This window comes from Rhodospirillales bacterium, assembly GCA_028824295.1.
Taxonomy (GTDB): Bacteria; Pseudomonadota; Alphaproteobacteria; order TMED109; family TMED109; genus VXPW01.
In genome coordinates this window covers 99294-118953 of the sequence record JAPPED010000007.1, presented here as the reverse complement: position 1 = coordinate 118953, position 19660 = coordinate 99294, and the positions used below count along the sequence as shown (strand labels likewise).

Genomic DNA, 19660 nt, shown 5'->3' with positions numbered 1-19660 from the left:
CAGCATACATCCGCCAATTGGTCGATATTGGCGTAATTGGTTTGCAATTGGTCAAGCAACTGTGCAAAGTAGCGTTCGTTCAGTCAAGCTGGTCATCCGGCCGCGCCCGTTGCGGAGCCAGAATTAGCGCGGATTCTTGATTTTTCGCTGCTAATCGTTTCACCCGAGTTCGTCCGGCCGCATTCAGCTAAATGGTTCGTATTGGTCACGTCAATCGCCGGAGGGGCGTGATCGGTGTCGGTACAGCGTGCCAGAAAGGGAAGGCGACATGACGGATATCGAAGTCTTTGTGCGACAGGACGGCCGGGACGATCTGGTCAAGCAGGTGCGCAGCAAGATCGACGAGTTGGGTGTCGAGTACCTGTACCTCCAATTCGTGTCGGTCACCGGACGGATCTGCGGCAAGGGCATTCCGGCGGATCACTGGGAAGCCATCGCCGAGCGCGGTTTCCAACTGGTCTACGGCGCGACCGTCAACCTGTTCCTGAACCGCCACGGCGAGTACCTCGGGTACGGACCACACGAGAAGGAACTGGTGGGCATCCCGGAGCCGGAGACCTTCTGCCAGCTGCCGTGGGACAAACGGGTGGCGCGCGTGTGGTGCACCCTGTTCCGCAACCGGGAGGAACGCGAGAACCCGGGCGCATTCCTGACCGCGGATTGCCGAGGCAACTTGCGGCGGATCCACGAGCAGTTCCAGGAAGACCATGACGGCCTGCACCTGCGCCACGGCACCGAGCCGGAGATGATGTGGCTGAAGAAAGGCGAAGACGGCAAGCCCGACGGCGGTTTTTCCAATCCGTACTGCTACCACATCGACCAGTTCGAGAGCCTTCGACCGGTGTACCTGCGGGTGATCGAGTATTCGCGTGCCATGGGGCTGGACATGATCCAGGGCGACCATGAGGACGCGCCGGGTCAGCTCGAACTGAATTTCACATTCGACGACGCATTGCGGACGGCCGACCGACTGACGACCTATCGTCAGATCTGTGCGCAGGTCGCCCGCGAGTTCAACCTCATCGCCTGCTTCCTGTCGAAGCCGTTCATGAACGTGTCGGCCTCCGGGTGTCACCACAACATCTCGCTGTGGCGCGGTGGCCAGGATGAACTCGTCCCGCTGAATAACGATCCGCTACCCGGCATGGAACAGAACTTCATGTACCGGAAGGATGGCGAGAACACGTTCATGCCCGATACCGACGATCCGCAGCTGCCGGGCAAGGTAGGCCTGCAGGTGGTTGGCGGCATCGTGAAGCACCTGGCCGCATTGACTGCCATCGGCGCTTCGACGGTGAACTCATACCGTCGACTTTGGGACACCGGTTTCTGGGCGCCGGTATTCGCCGACTGGGGCTACCAGAACCGCACGACCGGCCTGCGGATTTCGGCACCGGGCAGATTCGAGTACCGCTCGGTGGACTCGATGGTGAACCCGCACCTGATGGCCGGCGCCATCCTCAAGGCGGCCGATGACGGCATCAGGAACGACATCGATCCGGGTCCGCCGGAAGACCGCAACATCTACGAGGCAATGGAAGCGGGCAAGCAGGTCAAGAGGCTGCCGATGACGCTGGGCGCCGCGCTGGACGCGCTCGCTACCGACGAGGTCATCAAGTCCGCCATGCCCGGCGAGATGTATCGGTTGTACGACGAGTACAAGCGAGACGAATGGGAGCGGTTCCTGCACACGACCACCGAATGGGACATCGACACCTACCTGGACTGTCTGCCGTAGGGCCGCCCGGAGATGCTTGAGCTTCCCGCCTCAGACACTCGGGTCCCTGGAAGGAGTGATCGGCCATGTGTGGCATAGCCGGACTGATTTATCGCGACGGCGCCCGCAAGATTGGCGAAGAGATGACCGCCATGCTGCAGGCATTGAAACACCGGGGCCCGGATTCCACCGGCTTCGCCATGTATGGCGCACCCGGCCCGAACGAGTACGTCATGCGCTTCAAGGTTGCTGAGAAGGAGGACCTGGACGGCGGGACCAAGATTCACCGGGCCATCAGGGAGCGCAAGGCGGCGGTCGGCGCGGTCCTGGAGGAACTCGGGGTCGACGTACTGGAACAGGAAGAGCCGACGGAATACGCCCTACGTTCCCGGATTTCGTTCGGCGGCGACCTGAAGAACCTTGCCGACCACATCGAGGAGGTCGAGGGCGGGGAAATCCTGTCGATCGGCAACGCCCTGGAACTGATCAAGGACCTCGGGGACGCAGCGTCGGTTTCCGAAACCTACGCCCTGAGTACGTTCGAAGGGACCCACGGCATCGGCCACACGAGGATGGCCACGGAATCCGACGTCGACATTCGCTCCGCTCATCCCTACTGGGCCTATCCGTACAATGATATCGCCGTCGTCCATAACGGCCAGATCACCAATTACTGGCTGATGCGCAGGCAGCTCGAGCGGGACGGGCAGCGTTTCGTCAGCCACTGTGATTCGGAACTTCTCGCGGTCTACACGGCGGTGAATCTCGAGAAGGGAATGACGCTCGAGGAGTCTCTCCACAGGTCCATCGACGAGATCGACGGGGTGTTCACCTATCTGATCACGACCGGAAACGAACTGGGCATGGCCAAGGACACGATGGCCGCAAAGCCGATGGTGCTCTACGAAGCGGACGACATGGTCGCGCTTGCTTCCGAGGAAGTCGCGATTCGGGCCATCCTCCCCCACGAAATCGATACGACCGATCCCTACGATGAGGAGGTCCGGGTATGGCAGGCCTGACCGATTCCACCTCCACCCAGATGGGCATGCACACCGAGCCCCTGACGGGCCGGGATATCAAGACGAAGTTCACACTCGAGCACGAAGGCGGCTTTGCCTACCACTTTGGCCGCGATGTCGACTTCAACCGACGTGCTGAGATCGATTGCGCCGAACTGGAGCCGACGGAGATCAACCGGAAGATCCGGGAACTCATGGATTCCGGTTACGGCAGCATTGTCCTCCGGAATCCAGGTGCCAAACACTCGCTGATCGTTGGGATCCTGAACCGGATGAACATCATCGTCGAAGGTAGCCTCGGCTACTTCGGCTGCGGCCTGCTGGACGGCCCGACCGTCCGGATCTCCGGCCGCGTCGGCTGGTCGTTCGGCGAAAACATGATGGCCGGGGTCTGCGTCGTGGAAGAGAATGCCGGCTCCACGTTCGGTGCCGCGTTGCGCGGCGGTGACCTGGTCTGCAGGGGCTCGGTCGGCTCGCGAACCGGGATCGACCAGAAGGGCGGCACCATTCTCGTCGGCGGCGATACGGGGGCTTTTTCCGGGTTCATGATGCAGCGCGGGCGCATCGTCGTTTGCGGAGATGCCGGCAAGAATCTCGGTGACTCGATGTATGACGGCACGATCTACGTGGGTGGCAAGATCCGGGATCTGGGCGTGGATGCCGTTTTTGCCCAGCTGACCGATCTCGATCGCGCCTGGCTGAGCCGCAAGCTGAAGATGTACGAACTGCTGCCCGGACAGGGCGTGGATCATTTCACCAAGATCGTCGCGGGCAAGCAGCTGTGGAGTTACGACAATCTCGAGCCGACGGAGAAGAAGCTGGTCCTCTAGGACCAGCCCTGCTTCTCCTGCAACGAGGTACGAAGAAAGAGACCGCCATGTCGGACGATCCGAACCCGGGTGGCAACGGCCACTCCAAGCTGGAAGCTGAAGAAAAGTACGTTCTCGGCAGAAGTCAGATTTTCACGCCGGAAGTCATCAACGACATCCACGTGAAATCCGAGCTCGGCCGTTACCGTATGCGCGGATTCTCCCTGTTCAAGAAGATCCCGCATTGGGATGATCTGACGTTCCTGCCAGGCACACTGACGCGTTTCGTCATTGAGGGCTATCGCGAGAAGTGCGAAACCAAGACGGTCATCGGGCCGCGCGCCAAATGCCCGCTGGAACTGGACATTCCCATCTACATCACGGGCATGAGCTTCGGGGCACTTTCGTTCGAGGCCAAGACGGCACTCGCCCGCGGCGCCACGATGGCCGGCACCGCGACCTGTTCGGGCGAAGGCGGCATGATCCCGGACGAACGGCGCTACTCGGCCAAGTGGTTCTACCAGTGCATCCAGTCGCGCTACGGCTTCAATCCGCACCATCTGCTGCTGGCGGACGGGTGCGAGTTCTTCATTGGTCAGGGCTGCAAGGTCGGGTTGGGTGGCCATCTGATGGGACAGAAGGTGACCGACCAGGTCGCCGAGATGCGGTCGCTCCCCGCCGGTATCGACCAACGTTCACCGGCCCGGCATCCCGACTGGCTGGGGCCCGACGATCTGGCGCTGAAGATTCTCGAAATCAGGGAGGCGACGGATTGGCAAATCCCGATTCAGCTCAAGCTCGGCGCCGCCCGCGTCTATGACGATGTCCGCATGGCGGTGAAGTGCGACCCGGACTCGATCTATATCGACGGCATGGAAGGCGGCACCGGCGCCGGCCCGCACCTGGCGACCGAAGACACCGGCGTGCCCGGCATGGCCGCGATCAGGCAGGCCCGTCGGGCGATCGACGATCTGGGCAAGCGAGGCGAAATCTCACTGATCTATGCCGGCGGTATCCGCAACGGTGGCGATGTCGCCAAGGCGCTTGCCCTCGGCGCGGACGCGATCGCGGTCGGCCATTCGGCGATGATGGCGCTGAACTGCAACAAGGACATCCCGGAAGCTGACTTTCCATCGGAGATGGGGGTGCCGGCGGGCGCCTGCTATCACTGCCACACTGGGCGCTGCCCGGTCGGCGTGGCCACGCAGGATCCGGCGTTGCGCAAGCGCCTCAATCCCGATGAGGCTGCCGAGCGCGTCTACAATTTCCTGCACACGCTGACTCTGGAAGCGCAGATGATGGCCCGCGCGTGCGGCAAGACCAACATCCACAGCCTTGAGCCGGAAGACCTGGCGGCGTTGACGATGGAGGCCTCCGCGATCGCGCAGGTTCCGCTCGCCGGCACCGACTTCACGGTTGGTGTCGAGGACTACCACCACATTTAGGCGGGAGGGGAACAGGATGCCGGGATCCGGTTACAAGGGCGCTCAGATCGACGATGTCGACCACTTCCTGAAGGGCGACGGCATTGATTCGGAACGCGAACAGGCTATCGGGCAGCACATCGGCTACCGGTACGATGTCAATCTCCTGCCTGACTATGACAGGCTGACACCGTTTCTGAAGGACTACCTGGAATTCATGGGCTGGGATGACCTCAACTGGCTGGAAGACGTCCACATGGGTTACGACGACGGGCAGGCCGCAGTGTTCGACCGAAACATCAACGGTTGGGTCGCCATTCCCGAAGACATGGAATTGCCGGACAACCAGCAGGACCGCGACATGATCGCCCGGGAAATGCTGATCAAGTTCCAGATGTCGCCGGATCATCCGTTGGTCGACCTCTACCGGGCCTATCGAAAGTTCTGACGCCCGAAGCACACTGTTCATCTCGCCTGCCTGACCTCCAGCGGGAGCCAGGTCGAGACAGTCGTTGATGCCGGTGTCTGCCTGGCGCCGGGATTGCCGGTAATCCGTCGGGATCAGCCCGCTTCGACCTGCCTCTCCGTCGCAGCTCTCCAGTCCGGTTTGAAGCCGAGAATCCGCACGTCGTCGGAGAGCTGGGCGTTGAACAGCCGGTTGTGCCACAGCGTATTCCTGTAGGCCGGTTCTTCCGGCGCCAGTTCGCGCACCTCGCAGGGCAGGCGATAGGACTGGCCGAACTGCCGGAAATCCAGCCGGCACGCCTGCAGGGCGACCAGCAGTGCTGCAAGCCGGGATTCGGGCAGGAACAGGGCTGTCATTTCGTCCGAAAACTGACTGGCCCGGTGATAGTGGGTCGATTGCAGAAAGGACAGGCCTTTCTGGTAGACCTCGTTGGGGTCATGGTTCTTTCTCAGCTGGAACTGGAAGAAGTCCGTGCTTTCTGCCGGGTCACTGCGGACCAGGAGGACGATCACGCCTTCGGAAAGCGTGCGTAGGTCGGGCGACAGTATTTTCGGCCGCATGCCTGCGGAAGGCCGCCCGCCGTCCTCGCGCATGGCGATCTGGCGAAGGCGGCATTGCCAAGTGAGGAACTGCTGGCGCAGGGTCTCGGGAGTCACGACTCTCGACCGGTCTCGTTGGCCGACGGAGACGTTAGCAAGGTGGAAGACGGCGGACTAGGGGCCGCGACGCCACTGCCCCGGGGTCGCGCCGTGTCGCCGCTTGAGGAAGCGGCCAAGGTGGGAAGCTGACTGGAAACCGCAACCGACGGCAATCTCCGAAATGCTCATGCTGGTCTGCCGGAGCAGACTGGCTGCCCGGTCGACCCGCAGGTCAAGATAGAACTGCCCAGGCGAGCGTCCCAGCTGGCTGCGGAACAGCCGGGTGAGCTGCCGGGTCGAAATGCCTGCCGCGCGAGCGATCCGGTCCACGGACAGCGGGTCTTCCAGGTGTTGTTCCATGAGAAGCGCCGCTTCCGCAACATGCCGGTTCCGGCCCGCCATGCGAATGGCAGCCGTGACGTGCTGCTCCTGCGCCGCTTCACGGATCCGGTCGTGGGCATAGTTTTCCGCCACGAGGGATGCGGTCCTCGCGCCATGCGCCTCCATGACAAACGTCAGCATGAGATCCAGGCTGGTGGTTCCGCCGGCACAGCTGAACCGGTCGCGATCAATCTCGTAGATTGAAGTGCGGATATCGAGGTCGGGAAACCGTTCCCGGTATGCGTCAAGGCATTTCCAGTGAATGGTCGAGCGATAGCCGTCAAACAGCCCGTTGGCGGCGACCGGAAAGGCGCCGTCCGAGATCGACCCGACCCGGGCGCCACGGGCTGCGGCCCGCTTCAGCGATACTGCAAGTGCCTCGGAATCATAGTGGTGAGATCGTTCACCACCGACCACGGCGAGCAGATCCGGTGGCGTGTCCGATGAACTCCGGGCTGCCAGAGGTACCGCCGAGAGACGGATATCGCTAGAGGAGGGCACACCGTCCCCGGATGCCAAGGCATCGAAGTCGGCAGACAGGCGCCACGCGTAAACCGTCCGGCCGAGGACCAGGTTCGCCGCTCGCAGGGCGTCCACCGCACAGGACAGGGACAGCAGCGAAAAGCCCGGCACCAGTACGAATTCCACCTGAACCGACTTCACCATCGCTCCCGGTCCCCTGAAATACGGCCGTGCTGTGGCACAATAATGCCTTTTGTTGTCCGGAAAGTTGTTTTGTCGAACATTCGAAATACGCAGAATGGGTCGACTTCCGCTCTTGCGGCCCCGCCAGATGAGGCATTTCCATGAGTTTTCCCACACATGCCCGCTATGTCGTGATCGGGGCCGGAGTCCACGGGCTGTCGACCGCTTGGCGACTCGCCGAGCAATCGGCGGCGGCTGGCAAGGGTGGCGGCCAGGACATCCTGGTGATCGACAAGACCGCGATCGCCGCCGGTGCGAGCGGCATCGCCTGCGGCGTCGTGCGGAACAACTATTTCCAGCCGGCGATGCGCGAACTGATGGCGCACAGCGTAGAGGTATGGGAATCCGATCCAAAGGCCTTCAGTTATCACCCGGTCGGCTACATGCAGGTCAGCCACGAGGCCATGCGTGAAGATGTGACCAGCATCTACGAGCAGCAGAAGGCGATCGGCTACCCCTCCGAGTTCATCGAGGGCCAGCGAGACTGCACGGCCTACATGCGCGGCCTCCTGAACGACTGGCGTGCCGACGGCATCACCTCCGTCCTGCACGAGAAGAAAGGCGGCTATGCGAACAACACTGCCGCCATCTACGGCCTGGCGGACAAGGCTGAGGCCCGGGGCGTCCGCATTCTCACCGGTGTGTCGGTCAGCGCATTCGAGCGTGGCGGCCAGTCCGACGCGGTGACGGCCGTGGTCACCGACCGGGGCACGATCGAGTGCGACCAGGTGATCGTGGCCGTGGGTCCTTGGGTCAAGACGATCTGGGACCTGCTCGAGTTGCCGCGTGAAGTGTCGATCAAGGGCCCCGACGGTACGATGCACCGTGGGATTCCGACATGGCGCTACTGGTGCCTGGAGGAGGGTGTCATCGGGGTGGATCCCGGCCTGCAGAAGCTCAACGACGGCGGCATGCCGCCGGTGATCCACGTCGACACCGACGTGCCGCTCCGCTCCGATGTCGATGGCTCGGTCATCACCGAGGAGCCGTGGGGGATCTATTACAAGCCGGACTTCCATTTCGGCGGAGTCCAGGGCGGCGGCATGCCGTACGAGGTGAAGACTCCGGCGGACGATGTGGCGATCGATCCCTACGGCCCGGATTCGCCCGAGTTCGTGGTCGGCCCCGACTTCGCCCACATGTGGTGCTCGGCCCTGGCCTTCTGCCAGGAACGCTTCACCGGCCAGATCGGGAAATTCAAGAAAGAACCGTCCGGTGGCCTGGGGTGCTTCACACCGGACAGCTTTCCGGTATTCGACACCTTCTGCGAGAACGTCTACGTCATCGCCGACAGCAACCATGGGTTCAAGATGATCGGTGTCGGGCACCTGGTTGCCGACGAGATCATGGGCCGGAAGCAGGCCCTGCTGGAGCCTTTCCGGTTCAGCCGCTACGCGGATGGGAAGCTGCATCCGCTGAGCAACAGCCCGTTTCCCTGGAGCTGACCGCCCGGCAGCGCAAGGACCGGGGCGGAAACACTGCGGTGCAGTAAGGGGGCGCGGTCGCCCGCGCCCCCCTTCAGTCAGTCGCCGTCGAGCGCTTGGTTGACGCTGGCGTCGTCGCCGTGCTGGCTCACGATGCCGTCATACTCCTCGTTTTCGGCGCGCATCTGCAAAAGATGCCAGCCGAGCCACAGGATTACGCCCGCGAGCACGAACAGCCCTTCCGTGCCTTGGAACGGGTAGATGGCGCCGATGTCCTTCAGATCGACCGCCCAGCTTTCGATACCTGTCGTAGCCATGCTTCAGTCTCCTCTCTGGCCGCTGGCCCGCCGGCAGATGCCTGCCGGCGGGCCCTCAGGCGAATGGGGTAGCGAGCCTGTCAGACGGCCGCCTTCTCGGTTGAGCGGACATCGGCCGCAGCCGCCTGCTCTTCCCGGTTGGACTTGAAGTCAAGTCCCAGCAGTTCGACCCGCCTTGGAATCCGCAGCAGGTCCATTGCCGCCAGGATCTTGGCCACGATCCAGCCCGGCACGAATCCCAGCACGAAGAACATGATGATCGCGCCGATGAACTGGCCGAGCGGATTGATGGCCGCGTAGCCTTCGTACGGCGAGCTCGGGTGACCCCACAGCACGAAGCCGCAAATCACCAGACCGATGAAGCCGGCGTAGCCGTGCACTGCCACCGCGCCGACCGCGTCGTCGATCTTGAACTTCTCTTCCACCCAGTAGTGCAGCTTGTAGGCACAGTAGGTACCGATGCCGGCGATGATCATCGCGTGGATCGGGTGATACAGGTCGTTCCCGGCCGACGCCGTGATGATGCCGGCAAGTCCACCGGAATAGGTCCAGAAAGGATTGCCCTTGGAGGCGAGGAAGCCGACCAGCAATCCGCCCGAAAGCGACATCAGGAAATTCACCGTGATGGCACCGAGTGTCGTCGGGGTCAGGTAAATCGTTGTCGCTGTCCAGGTATCGCCGGTGATCTGCCCGCCAATGCCGCCAGGATCGATGATCGGGACGTTGCAGGCCACGTAGAAGCCCCAGAAGCCCGCGTAGATCAAGAACAGGCCGAGACACACCATCCAGGGGTTGTGTGGATTGATGCTTCGGGGAGTGCCGTCCTTGGCGAACTTGCCAAGCCGCGGCCCCAGGACGACAAGGACACCCAGCGCGAATCCCCCAGCGATCGCGTGAATCACGCCGGAGGCGTACGCGTCGTGGTAGCCGAGCAACTGGACCATCCAGCCGCCGTAGTGCCAGCCCCAGGCTGCGTCGATAATCCATGCGACCGATCCGATGACCACCGCAAGGATCCAGAACGCGCCGGACTTGATCCGTTCGATGACGGAGCCGGAGACAATGGAAGCTGCCGTCCAGGAGAACAGCAGGAAGGCTGCCCAGAACACGCCGGTTATGCGGTCGCCGGTATGCGGACCCATGTTCTCCGACCAGGCGGTGTTGGCTGCCGCCATTTCGGTGTCAAGGCCGCCGGTGATGAACGGGCCGTTCGGCATCGCCCAGTACAACCACCAGCCGAAGAAGAAGAACGTGATCGTCACCAATGGGATCAGCATCGTGTTCTTCATCAGCGTATGCAGGTGATTGCGCCGCCTACTGGCGCCGACCTCGTACATGCAAAAGCCGATATGAATGAAAAACATCAACGGTATGGTCGCCCAGTAATAGAACTCGGTGAACACCGTTGTCAGGGCATTAAGATTGCCTTCCACGGTTTTGGCTCCCCCGGTTACTCGAACGGCTGTCTCATCGCGCCGCGCTCCGTGGGTCGTACCGCAAGAACCGGTTCCAACCAACTGTCCGCCGGCCGGCAAATATCCGTTCTCGGGCAGCATGGCGCTTTCCATCGGATACTTCAATCATTTCAGCGAAAAATTGGTCAGAATTGGTCTCGATTGAACACGTTCCAATGTTTCAAAGTCAGTGCCCGTGCAGCGCTTCCAGGCGATCGTGTGACGGTGCCGCGCCGTACCGCTGACGGTAGGCGGTCGCGAAATGTGCCGCGCCGGAAAAGCCCGTGGCGATCGCGATCTCGAGAACGGGCAGGCTGGTCTGATGCAGCAGTTCTCGGGATTTCTCGAGGCGGAGAGCCCGGTAGAACCCCCCGGCACTGCGGCCCAGCCCGGCCTTGAACTGGCGATTCAGTTGGCGGACGCTCACGCCGACCACCTGGGCGAGGACGGTGAGCGGCAGCGGGTCCGCAACGTGGTTTTCCATGACCTCGATCGCGGCCAGAACGGCGGGACGGTTGGTGCCGTAGCGCTGCGCCAGTCCGGCCCGCTGCGGGCCTCCGGCAGGCCTGACATCGGTGTGCATGAACCAGTCACTGACCTTCCGGGCGAAGTCCGGTCCGTGATGTTCGGCGATCAGAGCGTGCATCATGTCCAGCGGAGCCGTCCCCCCGGCACATGTCATCCGGTCCCGGTCGACGACGTAGAGGGTGCGTTCGAGAAGGAGGCCGGGATGACGCTCGGCGAGGGCGGCATAGTGCTCCCAGTGAACCGTCATCCGCCGGTTGTCCATGACGCCTGCGCTGGCAAGGATCGCCGGTCCGCCGGACACACCTCCCAGCATGCAGCCGTGCTGCGCCTGTCGCCTTAGCCACTGGAACAGTCGGGGACTGCGAAAGCCGACCGGGTCGCCTCCTGCAACGACGAACGCGAGATCAAAGGTTTCCGTCGTTTCCTGCAGGTCACCGACCGTGACCGAGGCTGCGGACGAGCTGTTCAGCGTCTTCGTGGCTCCCGGTCCGGCGGCGAAATGGAACAGTTCGTAGATGCGCCTGCCAGCCAGCAGGTTGGCCGCGCGCAGGGGCTCGGTCACGGCCGCGAAGGACATCAGGGCGAAGCCCTCGACCAAGACGAAGGCAACGCGGCGGTTGACCAACCGGGACTCCAGCATGTCCGAAATCATAATAGATCCGTCCTTTTTCAGAAAGCACCGGCGGCGCGAACGACGCATCAATCAGGTCTTGGCAGAGGACGTCATGCGCTATTCCGTCCTGCAGATCCTGAAGGAAGGCTTGACCGGCAACCGCGGCTGGAAGCCGGTGTGGCGCGAGCCGGACCCGAAGCGGCACTACGACACGGTCATCGTGGGCGGGGGCGGACACGGCATGGCCACGGCCTACTATCTGGCATCGGTCCACGGGCTGACCGATATCGCGGTGCTGGAGAAAGGCTGGATCGGCAGCGGCAATGTGGGTCGCAACACGACGATTATCCGTTCCAACTATCTGCTGCCCGGCAATGAGCCGTTCTACGAACTGTCGATGAAGCTGTGGGAGGGCCTGGAACAGGACATCAACTACAACGCCATGGTTTCGCAGCGCGGGCTGATCAACCTGTTCCATACTGACCCACAGCGCGATGCGGCTGTCCGGCGCGGCAATGCGATGCTCCTGGCCGGAGCGGGCGCGGTGCTGCTGGACCGCGAGGCCCTCCGGCGGAAGTGCCCCTTCCTGGACTTCGACAACGAGCGCTTCCCGATCAAGGGAGGCCTGTGGCAGCCGCGCGGCGGCACGGTACGGCACGATGCAGTCGTTTGGGGCTATGCCCGGGGCGCCGACCAGCGAGGCGTCGACGTGATCCAGAACTGCGAGGTCACCGGGTTCGATATCCGTGACGGGGCCTGCCGAGGGGTCGAGACCACCCGCGGGGCGATCAGCGCCGACAAGGTGGCCGTCTGTGTGGCCGGTTCCTCCAGTCAGGTGATGGGCCTCGCGGGATTGCGGCTACCGATCGAAAGCCACGTGCTGCAGGCCTGCGTGACCGAAGGGCTGAAACCGGCGATCCCCGGGGTGATCACCTTTGGCGCCGGGCATTTCTACGTCAGCCAATCGGACAAGGGCGGGCTCGTCTTCGGCGGCGACATCGACGGCTATAACACCTACGCGCAACGCGGCAACTTACCCACTGTGGAGGATGTCTGCGAGGGCGGCATGGCGCTGATGCCGATGATCGGGCGCGCCCGCGTGCTGCGCATGTGGGGTGGTGTCGTCGACATGTCGATGGACGGGTCGCCCTTCATCGACCGAACGCCGGTCGAAGGCCTCTTTTTCAGCGGCGGCTGGTGCTACGGCGGGTTCAAGGCAGTCCCGGCGGGCGGCTACTGCCTCGCCCACCTGATGGCGACCGGCGTGCCGCATCGGGTGGCGGAGGCGATGCGGCTTGACCGTTTCGTGACCGGTGCCGTGATCGACGAGAAGGGCATGGGTGCCCAGGCCAACCTCCACTAGCCGGGCCGGGAGAGAAAGAGACCATGTCGTTGTCGCAATCCAGACTGCTCACCGGAGGGTGGCTACTCGGGCGGCCGCGTTCGACGTGGGCGGGACCAATGGCTGAGCGGCCTCAGGGCAGAAGCCCGCAGGCCGTGGCGAGCGGCGGGGTGAAGGAATGATCATTGACCACCCTCTGCTTGGCCCGCGCGACGCGGCGGAGTTCGTCTATCTCGGCGATGCCTGCCTGATCGACCGGCCCGATCCGGGGGACGAGAACGCGGCTCGGTTGTTCCACGATTACCTCCATATCCGGGACAACCCCGCCGGCGAGCACCGGGAGCTCTGGTTTCACGAACACGGCGATCGGTCCTGGCTGGTCGTGACCCGCAACACGCTGACCCACGAGATCGTGGGGGTCGAATTGGCGCGCGATGTCGCACTTGCCCGGGGACGGGACCGGTGAGCGGTGCGTTCCGGCTCGACGGTGGCGCGATCGAGCGCGGCCGAACGCTGGCCTTTCACTTCGACGGCCGGCGCCTGACGGGACATCCCGGCGACACACTGGCCTCGGCGCTGCTCGCCAACGGGGTCCGGCTGGTGGCCAGGAGTTTCAAGTATCACCGGCCCCGAGGCGTGTTCTCGGCCGGTTCGGAGGAACCGAACGCGCTCGTCGAATTGCGGAGCGGTGCGTACCGGGAGCCAAATACGCGGGCGACCGTCGCCGAGTTGTTCGACGGGCTGGAGGCCACCAGTCAGAACTACCTTGGCTCGCTGCGCCATGATCTGCTGGCGGTCAATGACCTCCTCGCGCCCTTCCTTTCGGCCGGCTTCTATTACAAGACGTTCATGTGGCCCAGGTCTTTCTGGGAGCGGGTCTACGAGCCGGCCATCCGGGCATCTGCCGGGCTCGGCCGCCTGTCGGGCGAGGCCGACCCGGATGGCTACGACAAGGGCTTCCTGCACTGCGACCTGCTCATTGTCGGTGCGGGTCCCGCGGGCCTTGCCGCCGCACTCGAAGCCGGACGCAGCGGGGCGCGGATCATCCTTGCCGACGAGGATTTTCTCATGGGTGGCCGGCTGAACGCCGAGTCCCACGAAGTGAACGGCCGGCCCGGGGCGGCCTGGGCCGCCGACGCCGTGCGCGAACTGGCATCCATGGACAGGGTGCGCCTGATGCCGCGAACCACGGTGATTGGCGCTTACGACCACGGTGTCTACGGCGCACTGGAACGTCGGACCGATCACTTGGCCGCCGCCATGGGCAAACCCCGGCAAATCCTGTGGCGGCTCTATACCAGGCGGACCATCCTGTGCACGGGAGCCACGGAGCGACCCATTGCGTTCGGAGGCAATGACCGGCCCGGGATCATGCTGGCAGGCGCGGTCCGTACCTACGCCAACCGGTTCGCCGTGGGTACCGGCCGTCGGGTCGGGGTGTTCACCAACAACGACGACGGATGGCGTACGGCTGGCGACCTCTCAGCCAAGGGCGTCCCGATCGCTGCCGTCATCGACGTGCGGGATGCGGATCCGGCCGCGGCCGTCGCCGACGCCAGGATCCGGATGAACAGCCGGGTCGTGGGCACCTGGGGCCGTCATGGCCTGAGGGGGATCACGTTGGCGACGGGCGAGCGGATCGCGCTGGACTGCCTCGCAGTTGCCGGCGGCTGGAACCCGAACGTCCATCTCGCCTGTCATCACGGCGCCAGGCCGGTCTGGCGTGACGCGATCGCCAGTTTTGTCCCCGGCGACCGGCTCCCCGGCGGCATGAGTGTCGCCGGTGCTGCCGCGGGCGGCTTCACGACTGCGGGCGCTCTCGCCGACGGACATCGGGCGGCTGCTGCCGCGCTCGGTGAACTCGGGCTTGCCGTTGCCGCGGGCGAGCCGCCGGTCGCGAGCGACGAAGCGACCGAGGCCGCACCCTTCTGGCATGTCCGGGAAAGCCGAGGCCGGGCCTGGCTGGATCTGCAGAACGATGTGACCGTGAAGGACGTGGAGCAGGCGCACCGTGAGGGCTTCCGCTCGGTGGAGCTGTTGAAGCGCTACACCACGCTTGGCATGGCGACCGACCAGGGCAGGACGGCGAACGTCTTGGCGCTCGCCATCATGGCCGGTTTGACCGGCCGCACCATCCAGGAGACCGGCACGACCGCGTTCCGGGCCCCCTACACGCCGGTGCCGATCGCGGCCTTCGCCGGGCGGTCGCGGGGCAAGGACTTCCGGCCGACCCGCCTGACGCCGAGCCACGACTGGGCGGAAGGACGGGGGGCGGTCTTCGTCGATGCCGGCATGTGGCTGCGCGCCCAATGGTTCCCGCAGGCAGGTGAGACCCACTGGCGGCAGTCCGTTGATCGCGAGGTGACCGGCACCCGCGGCTCGGTCGGCATCTGCGATGTCACGACCCTGGGCAAAATCGATATCCAGGGCCGTGACGCCGCCGAGTTTCTGAACCGGATCTATGCCAACGGTTTTGCCAAGCTCGCAGTCGGCAAGGTGCGCTACGGGCTGATGCTGCGTGAAGACGGCATTGCCTACGACGATGGCACGACGGCCCGTCTCGGCGAGGACCATTTCGTCATGACGACGACGACGGCGAACGCGGTTCTCGTGTTCCGCAACATGGAGTTCGCCCGCCAGTGCCTGTGGCCGGGATTGGACGTCCACCTCATCTCGGTGACTGAACAGTGGGCGCAGTACGCAGTTGCCGGCCCGAATTCGCGCCGGCTGCTGGCGAAGGTCGTCGATCCGGAACACGACATTTCCAACGAGGCATTCCCGTTCATGGCGTGTGCCGAGGTCAGCGTGTGCGGCGGTACCCCGGCCCGGCTCTTCCGCATCTCCTTCTCCGGTGAACTGGCCTATGAGATCGCGGTCGCGGCGCGTTACGGCGAAGCCCTGATGGAGGCGTTGATGGCAGCCGGCGAGGAGTTCGACGCGGTTGCCTATGGCACCGAGGCGCTCGGAGTCATGCGCATCGAGAAAGGGCATGCTGCCGGCAACGAACTGAACGGCCAGACCACCGCCCGCATGCTCGGCCTGCAGCGCATGGTGTCGAAGCGGAAGGACTGTATCGGCAACGTGCTGTCTGAACGGCCGGCGATGAACCGCGACGACGGGATGGAGCTGATGGGGTTCAAACCGCTCAGTTCCGGCGATGAACTGACGGCGGGTGCACACCTCTTGGCGCTCAACGCGCCGGCCGACACGGCGAATGACGAGGGCTGGATCTCCTCGGTGGCGTATTCGCCGACCCTCGAAACGTCCATCGGTCTCGGTTTTGTCCGGCAAGGGCACGCCCGCGTCGGCGAGACCCTCCGGGCCTGGGACGCGCTGCAGGGCAGCGATGTTCACGTCGAGATCGTTTCGCCGCATTTCCACGATCCGGACGGGGAACTGCTTCGTGCCTGACCGCGAACTCACGGCGCGCGCGCCGCTCGATGGCCACGAGCGCACGATCGGTACCGTCGCCGTCGCCGAGGTCACCGATCTGGCGCTCGTTTCGGCAGCCGTCCCGCGGGGCGGCGACGAGGCCTTCGCCGCTGCGCTCGTCCGCGGCTTCGGCGCGGCGCGACCGGCGACCGGCGACTCGACTCTCGGTGACAGGCACGCGGCCCGTGTCCTTGGCATGCAGCCGGACCAGGTGTTCATCCTGTTCGCACCACCGGACCCGGACCGGCCGGCCGTAACCGTTTCAGCCGCCCTCGCGTCCGCCGCCTACGTCACCGATCAGTCGGACAGCTGGGCGATGTTGCGGATGACCGGCGTCGGCGTTCGCACGGCGCTGGAACGCATCTGTCCCCTTGACCTTGACGACCGGGTCTTCCCGCAGGACAGGGTGGCGCGCACCGCGATGGAGCACCTCTCGGTGATTGTCCTGCGCGACGGCGCGGACAGTTTCCTGCTCATGAGCCCGCGTTCGTCAGCGCGCTCCTTCCGGCACGCGGTGGAGCTGTCGGTCGAGCATGTGTCGGAATAGGAGCCCTCGCCGAACGCAGGGACGCGGCGTGACTCGCAGCAACTCCTAAACACGGATAGCCGGAGCCGGAGGCGTCGGTCCCGTCGTGACCGGGCATCTCGCGCCATCGCGCTCACCACCCCGAGGACGATCGGCTGGAAAACCCTCCGGTCAGACGGTCTCCTGAGCGGGGCGTTTCTCGCTAGGCACGGTCCGCCTCTCCGGCGGGGACCTGGACTCCCTGTTCGGAACGGGACGCCCCGGCGGCGCGACCACGCCGCCATCTCCCCGGCAGGAGGTAGCTCCCGGCCAGGAGCAGGGCGGCCATGCCGGCGAGCAGGGGCCGAAGGTTTCTCGACACCTCGGTGTCATTGGCCAACTCGGGATGCTGAAGTGCCTGCTTCAGATCGCCGGTGTCTCCCACTCGCCGATAGTGCAGCCGAAGCTCGTTCGCCAGGGATCGGAGGTAGCTTTCACGCAGCATCGAAAGATGTTCGGTGCCCGAAGCGATGCGAGCCTCCACGTCTCCGATCTCTTCCCCCGCGTAGCTCTCCGGAACGCTCGTCGGTCGTCCGAGCGAGAGTTCGTCCACCTGAATGACCTCGTCCGCTTCCCAATGCCCGAGATTCCGGCCCTGCGGGTCAAGTTTGGGGATCGCCAGCGGTACCGAGCCGCCCACACCGGCGAGCAATCCGCGGACCGAGCCGGGATCGCCCGTGAATCGCGGTCGAAGTTCAGCATGCAGGGGCGGGGCCTCGTGTCCGTCGGTGACGAACACCAGCGAGGTGGTTGAACCGAGCGCCTCGGCGATCGTGAGCCCGGAGTGGACTCCTTTGGCGATTTCGCTGCGGGCTGCCCAGGCCATGCGCCAGTCCACCGCGTCCACGACGTTGGAAATGTCGGCGTAGTTCGCACACACCTCAACCGGCGCGAGTACGAGAAAGGCCCGGTGACCGGTGAACAGGGCCAGCCCGATCTCGGAGCCGCAGGGGAGAGCCGCCGTCGCTTCGAGCACCGCGGCCTTGGCATGCTCCAGACGCGTCGTTGGCCCGTCGTCCAAGGGCACAGCATCGCCGACATTCATGCTCTGGGTGATGTCGAACACGATCAGGTGTCGGAACACGTCGGATGACAGAGGCAGCACCGGTCTGCCAAGAGCGGTCACCGCCAGCGCCGAGGCCAACGCCAGCAACCCGAGCTGGCCGCTCGCCAGGGGGCTGCGGCGACCCGACGAACCCACGAAGCTCACGGCAAACCCTCGTAGGTTCGGGCCGCTTGTCGCGCCCGCGGGCTGCGTTCAGGGTTGCGCTCGTTCTCGTAGTCGACCGCGGCAATGTCCGGGAGCATTTCAAGCGCGCGGGACAGGTTGTGACGGGCGTCCCAGTGGTGGGGGTCGCGGGCAAGAATCTCGCGGTAGTTTTGCTTCGCGAGCTCCACGAGCGACACCGAGGACTGCATTTCGTCGGCCCGCTCAAGCTCCACCGCCTGCTCCAGGTAGAGGTTCGCGAGATTGAAGAGTTGCACTGCGCGTAATTCCGGCTCCTCGTCCAGCGCGACTGAGCCGTAGGCGGCAACCGCCGCGCTGAGCTCCCCGCCTGCATGCAGTCGGTAGGCGCGGGCGAGCGAACCGCGGAGAGTGTCGCGTTCCGCGACGAACGCTACCTGATTCTGGGCCAGCGCCCGGTTGACTCGCCGGTCTTCCAGCAGACCGTGCAGATCGAGGGCGAGGGCTCCCGCCAGCGGCAGGAGAACCGCGAGGTACCACCAGGGGCTCCCGCCAGCGAGGCCGGCTCGCCTGTGGGGAGGCGCTCCCGGGTCGCCTGCGCCCGCCCGCCTGCGGTTCGGTCCTACCATGCCGACCGTTCCGAGAGTTTCGCCCCGACCAGCAGGACGAGGCACGCCAGGGCGGCTGCAAGGCACGCGGACGTGAGATCCCGCCTGGCGATGGTCTCCAGGTAACGCACGGGAAGGTTCTGCAGGCGGTTCACGTCGGCAATCGCCCTCTCGAGATCCTCCGGGTTCTCGGCCGTATAGGCCCGGTACGAGCTGCCCAGGCTGGAGAAGAACTTGTGCAGCGCACGCTCCGGCGTCATCCGCAAGGCCGCGGCGTCATCGCCCGGTTCGGACGTGGCAAGGATCGTCGGCCCCCGTTCGGATCGGATGTAGATCCAGTACAGGGATGCACGCAACCGCTGCATCCGATGGGCGATGCGGAGCCTCGGGGTTTGTGAAATCTCCCCTGCGCCGTCGGAGACCAGCACCACGATCCGCGCCCCGGTATACGGCTCGCCCTCGAAGTAATCGAGCGCCTGCTCCAGCGCGGCCCCGATGTTGGTTTCGGCGAGCCCGCGTCCCACGTCGCCCGCGGCGATCGACGCGTGCACGACCGCGTGGCGATCGGTGGGTCGAAGCACCGGGATCGGAAAGGAGCTGAACACGACCATCCCGAACAGGTCGTTGCGCCGTTCGGCGACGAACTTTGACAGGAGTTCGCGCGCTACCTCCCCTTTGGGCCGGTATCTCCCTTGGTTCGTCGCGCTTGCGGCGGTCCTGCGTGCAAACGGCTGGTCCATGCTGGTGCTCCGGTCGACCAGCAGCACCATGTGCGCCCCGTGGCCGAGCCGCTCGACCTCGTATGCGGACCGGTGCAAGCCGCTTGCCGCGAGCACCAGCGAAATGATCGCGAGGCTTCCGATCGCGCGGAGGAGATGGTCGGTCCAGCGGGAGACGGGATCGGGCAGCAGCAGCCCAAGCCACGAGTACGGCACGGCCGATGTGACTGACCGGAAGAAAGGGAGCACCGCGAGCGGAAGGAGCGCCAGCGGCCAGCCGTGCACCACTCCAAGCGTGATCCCGAACATG

The 19660-nt window shown here is 64.6% G+C and carries 18 protein-coding genes; 10 read left to right on the top strand and 8 right to left on the bottom strand.

Translation table 11 applies throughout. The features are described 5' to 3' along the window. Nucleotides 1-268 precede the first annotated feature (268 nt). From OXH60_04370 to OXH60_04350, 5 genes are all read left to right on the top strand, one after another. The gene (locus OXH60_04370) at nt 269-1738 is read left to right on the top strand and encodes a glutamine synthetase (GenBank protein MDE0711353.1); all 1470 of its coding nucleotides are present in this window, start codon (nt 269-271) and stop codon (nt 1736-1738) included. 65 nt (nt 1739-1803) lie between these two features. Further along, nucleotides 1804-2739 carry a glutamine amidotransferase gene (locus OXH60_04365; protein MDE0711352.1) on the top strand — a complete coding sequence of 312 codons (936 nt, stop codon included), beginning with the start codon at nt 1804-1806 and terminating at the stop codon, nt 2737-2739. Then, entirely contained in the window at nt 2727-3569 is an 843-nt protein-coding gene (locus tag OXH60_04360) for a GXGXG motif-containing protein (GenBank protein ID MDE0711351.1), read from the top strand. Before OXH60_04365 ends, OXH60_04360 begins: the two co-directional genes overlap by 13 nt. Nucleotides 3570-3616: 47 nt before the next feature. Continuing rightward, nucleotides 3617-4993 (top strand): FMN-binding glutamate synthase family protein, encoded by a 1377-nt coding sequence (locus OXH60_04355; protein MDE0711350.1) that lies wholly within the window; start codon nt 3617-3619, stop codon nt 4991-4993. A 16-nt stretch (nt 4994-5009) separates the two neighbouring features. Continuing rightward, nucleotides 5010-5420, top strand: a complete 411-nt coding sequence (locus OXH60_04350) for a hypothetical protein (GenBank protein ID MDE0711349.1) — start codon at nt 5010-5012, stop codon at nt 5418-5420. 113 nt (nt 5421-5533) lie between these two features. Here the strand turns inward: OXH60_04350 and OXH60_04345 are convergent, their stop codons facing one another. Further along, a complete protein-coding gene (locus OXH60_04345) occupies nt 5534-6094 on the bottom strand; it encodes a hypothetical protein (protein MDE0711348.1) in 561 nt (186 codons plus the stop codon). Nucleotides 6095-6151: 57 nt separating this feature from the next. Then, nucleotides 6152-7123, bottom strand: coding sequence for a GlxA family transcriptional regulator (locus tag OXH60_04340; protein ID MDE0711347.1), 972 nt, complete (start codon nt 7121-7123; stop codon nt 6152-6154). Between the two features lie 140 nt (nt 7124-7263). Between OXH60_04340 and OXH60_04335 the strand changes: the two genes are divergently transcribed. Then, nucleotides 7264-8607 (top strand): FAD-binding oxidoreductase, encoded by a 1344-nt coding sequence (locus OXH60_04335; protein ID MDE0711346.1) that lies wholly within the window; start codon nt 7264-7266, stop codon nt 8605-8607. 77 nt (nt 8608-8684) lie between these two features. Here the strand turns inward: OXH60_04335 and OXH60_04330 are convergent, their stop codons facing one another. The 3 genes from OXH60_04330 to OXH60_04320 form a co-directional block, all read right to left on the bottom strand. After that, nucleotides 8685-8903 (bottom strand): hypothetical protein, encoded by a 219-nt coding sequence (locus OXH60_04330; protein MDE0711345.1) that lies wholly within the window; start codon nt 8901-8903, stop codon nt 8685-8687. Nucleotides 8904-8983: 80 nt separating this feature from the next. Next, entirely contained in the window at nt 8984-10336 is a 1353-nt protein-coding gene (locus tag OXH60_04325; protein MDE0711344.1) for an ammonium transporter, read from the bottom strand. Nucleotides 10337-10544: 208 nt separating this feature from the next. Then, nucleotides 10545-11447, bottom strand: coding sequence for a GlxA family transcriptional regulator (locus tag OXH60_04320; protein ID MDE0711343.1), 903 nt, complete (start codon nt 11445-11447; stop codon nt 10545-10547). 163 nt (nt 11448-11610) lie between these two features. Between OXH60_04320 and OXH60_04315 the strand changes: the two genes are divergently transcribed. The 4 genes from OXH60_04315 to OXH60_04300 all read left to right on the top strand — a co-directional run bounded on the left by OXH60_04315 (nt 11611) and on the right by OXH60_04300 (nt 16819). Further along, the gene (locus OXH60_04315; protein MDE0711342.1) at nt 11611-12861 is read left to right on the top strand and encodes a sarcosine oxidase subunit beta family protein; all 1251 of its coding nucleotides are present in this window, start codon (nt 11611-11613) and stop codon (nt 12859-12861) included. A 157-nt stretch (nt 12862-13018) separates the two neighbouring features. Then, the gene (locus OXH60_04310; protein ID MDE0711341.1) at nt 13019-13306 is read left to right on the top strand and encodes a sarcosine oxidase subunit delta; all 288 of its coding nucleotides are present in this window, start codon (nt 13019-13021) and stop codon (nt 13304-13306) included. After that, nucleotides 13303-16251 carry a sarcosine oxidase subunit alpha family protein gene (locus OXH60_04305; protein MDE0711340.1) on the top strand — a complete coding sequence of 983 codons (2949 nt, stop codon included), beginning with the start codon at nt 13303-13305 and terminating at the stop codon, nt 16249-16251. Before OXH60_04310 ends, OXH60_04305 begins: the two co-directional genes overlap by 4 nt. Further along, nucleotides 16244-16819: a hypothetical protein gene (locus OXH60_04300; GenBank protein ID MDE0711339.1), complete on the top strand. Its 576-nt coding sequence runs from the start codon at nt 16244-16246 to the stop codon at nt 16817-16819. Before OXH60_04305 ends, OXH60_04300 begins: the two co-directional genes overlap by 8 nt. A gap of 181 nt (nt 16820-17000) precedes the next feature. Here OXH60_04300 and OXH60_04295 read toward each other — a convergent pair whose 3' ends face one another. Genes OXH60_04295 through OXH60_04285 form a run of 3 tightly spaced genes read right to left on the bottom strand, consistent with a single transcriptional unit; the run spans nt 17001 to nt 19659 of the window. Next, nucleotides 17001-18047 (bottom strand): VWA domain-containing protein, encoded by a 1047-nt coding sequence (locus tag OXH60_04295; GenBank protein ID MDE0711338.1) that lies wholly within the window; start codon nt 18045-18047, stop codon nt 17001-17003. Beyond that, nucleotides 18044-18652: a hypothetical protein gene (locus OXH60_04290; protein ID MDE0711337.1), complete on the bottom strand. Its 609-nt coding sequence runs from the start codon at nt 18650-18652 to the stop codon at nt 18044-18046. The genes OXH60_04295 and OXH60_04290 overlap by 4 nt, the downstream gene beginning before the upstream one ends. Further along, nucleotides 18646-19659: a VWA domain-containing protein gene (locus tag OXH60_04285; GenBank protein ID MDE0711336.1), complete on the bottom strand. Its 1014-nt coding sequence runs from the start codon at nt 19657-19659 to the stop codon at nt 18646-18648. The genes OXH60_04290 and OXH60_04285 overlap by 7 nt, the downstream gene beginning before the upstream one ends. Between the last annotated feature and the right edge of the window lies 1 nt (nt 19660).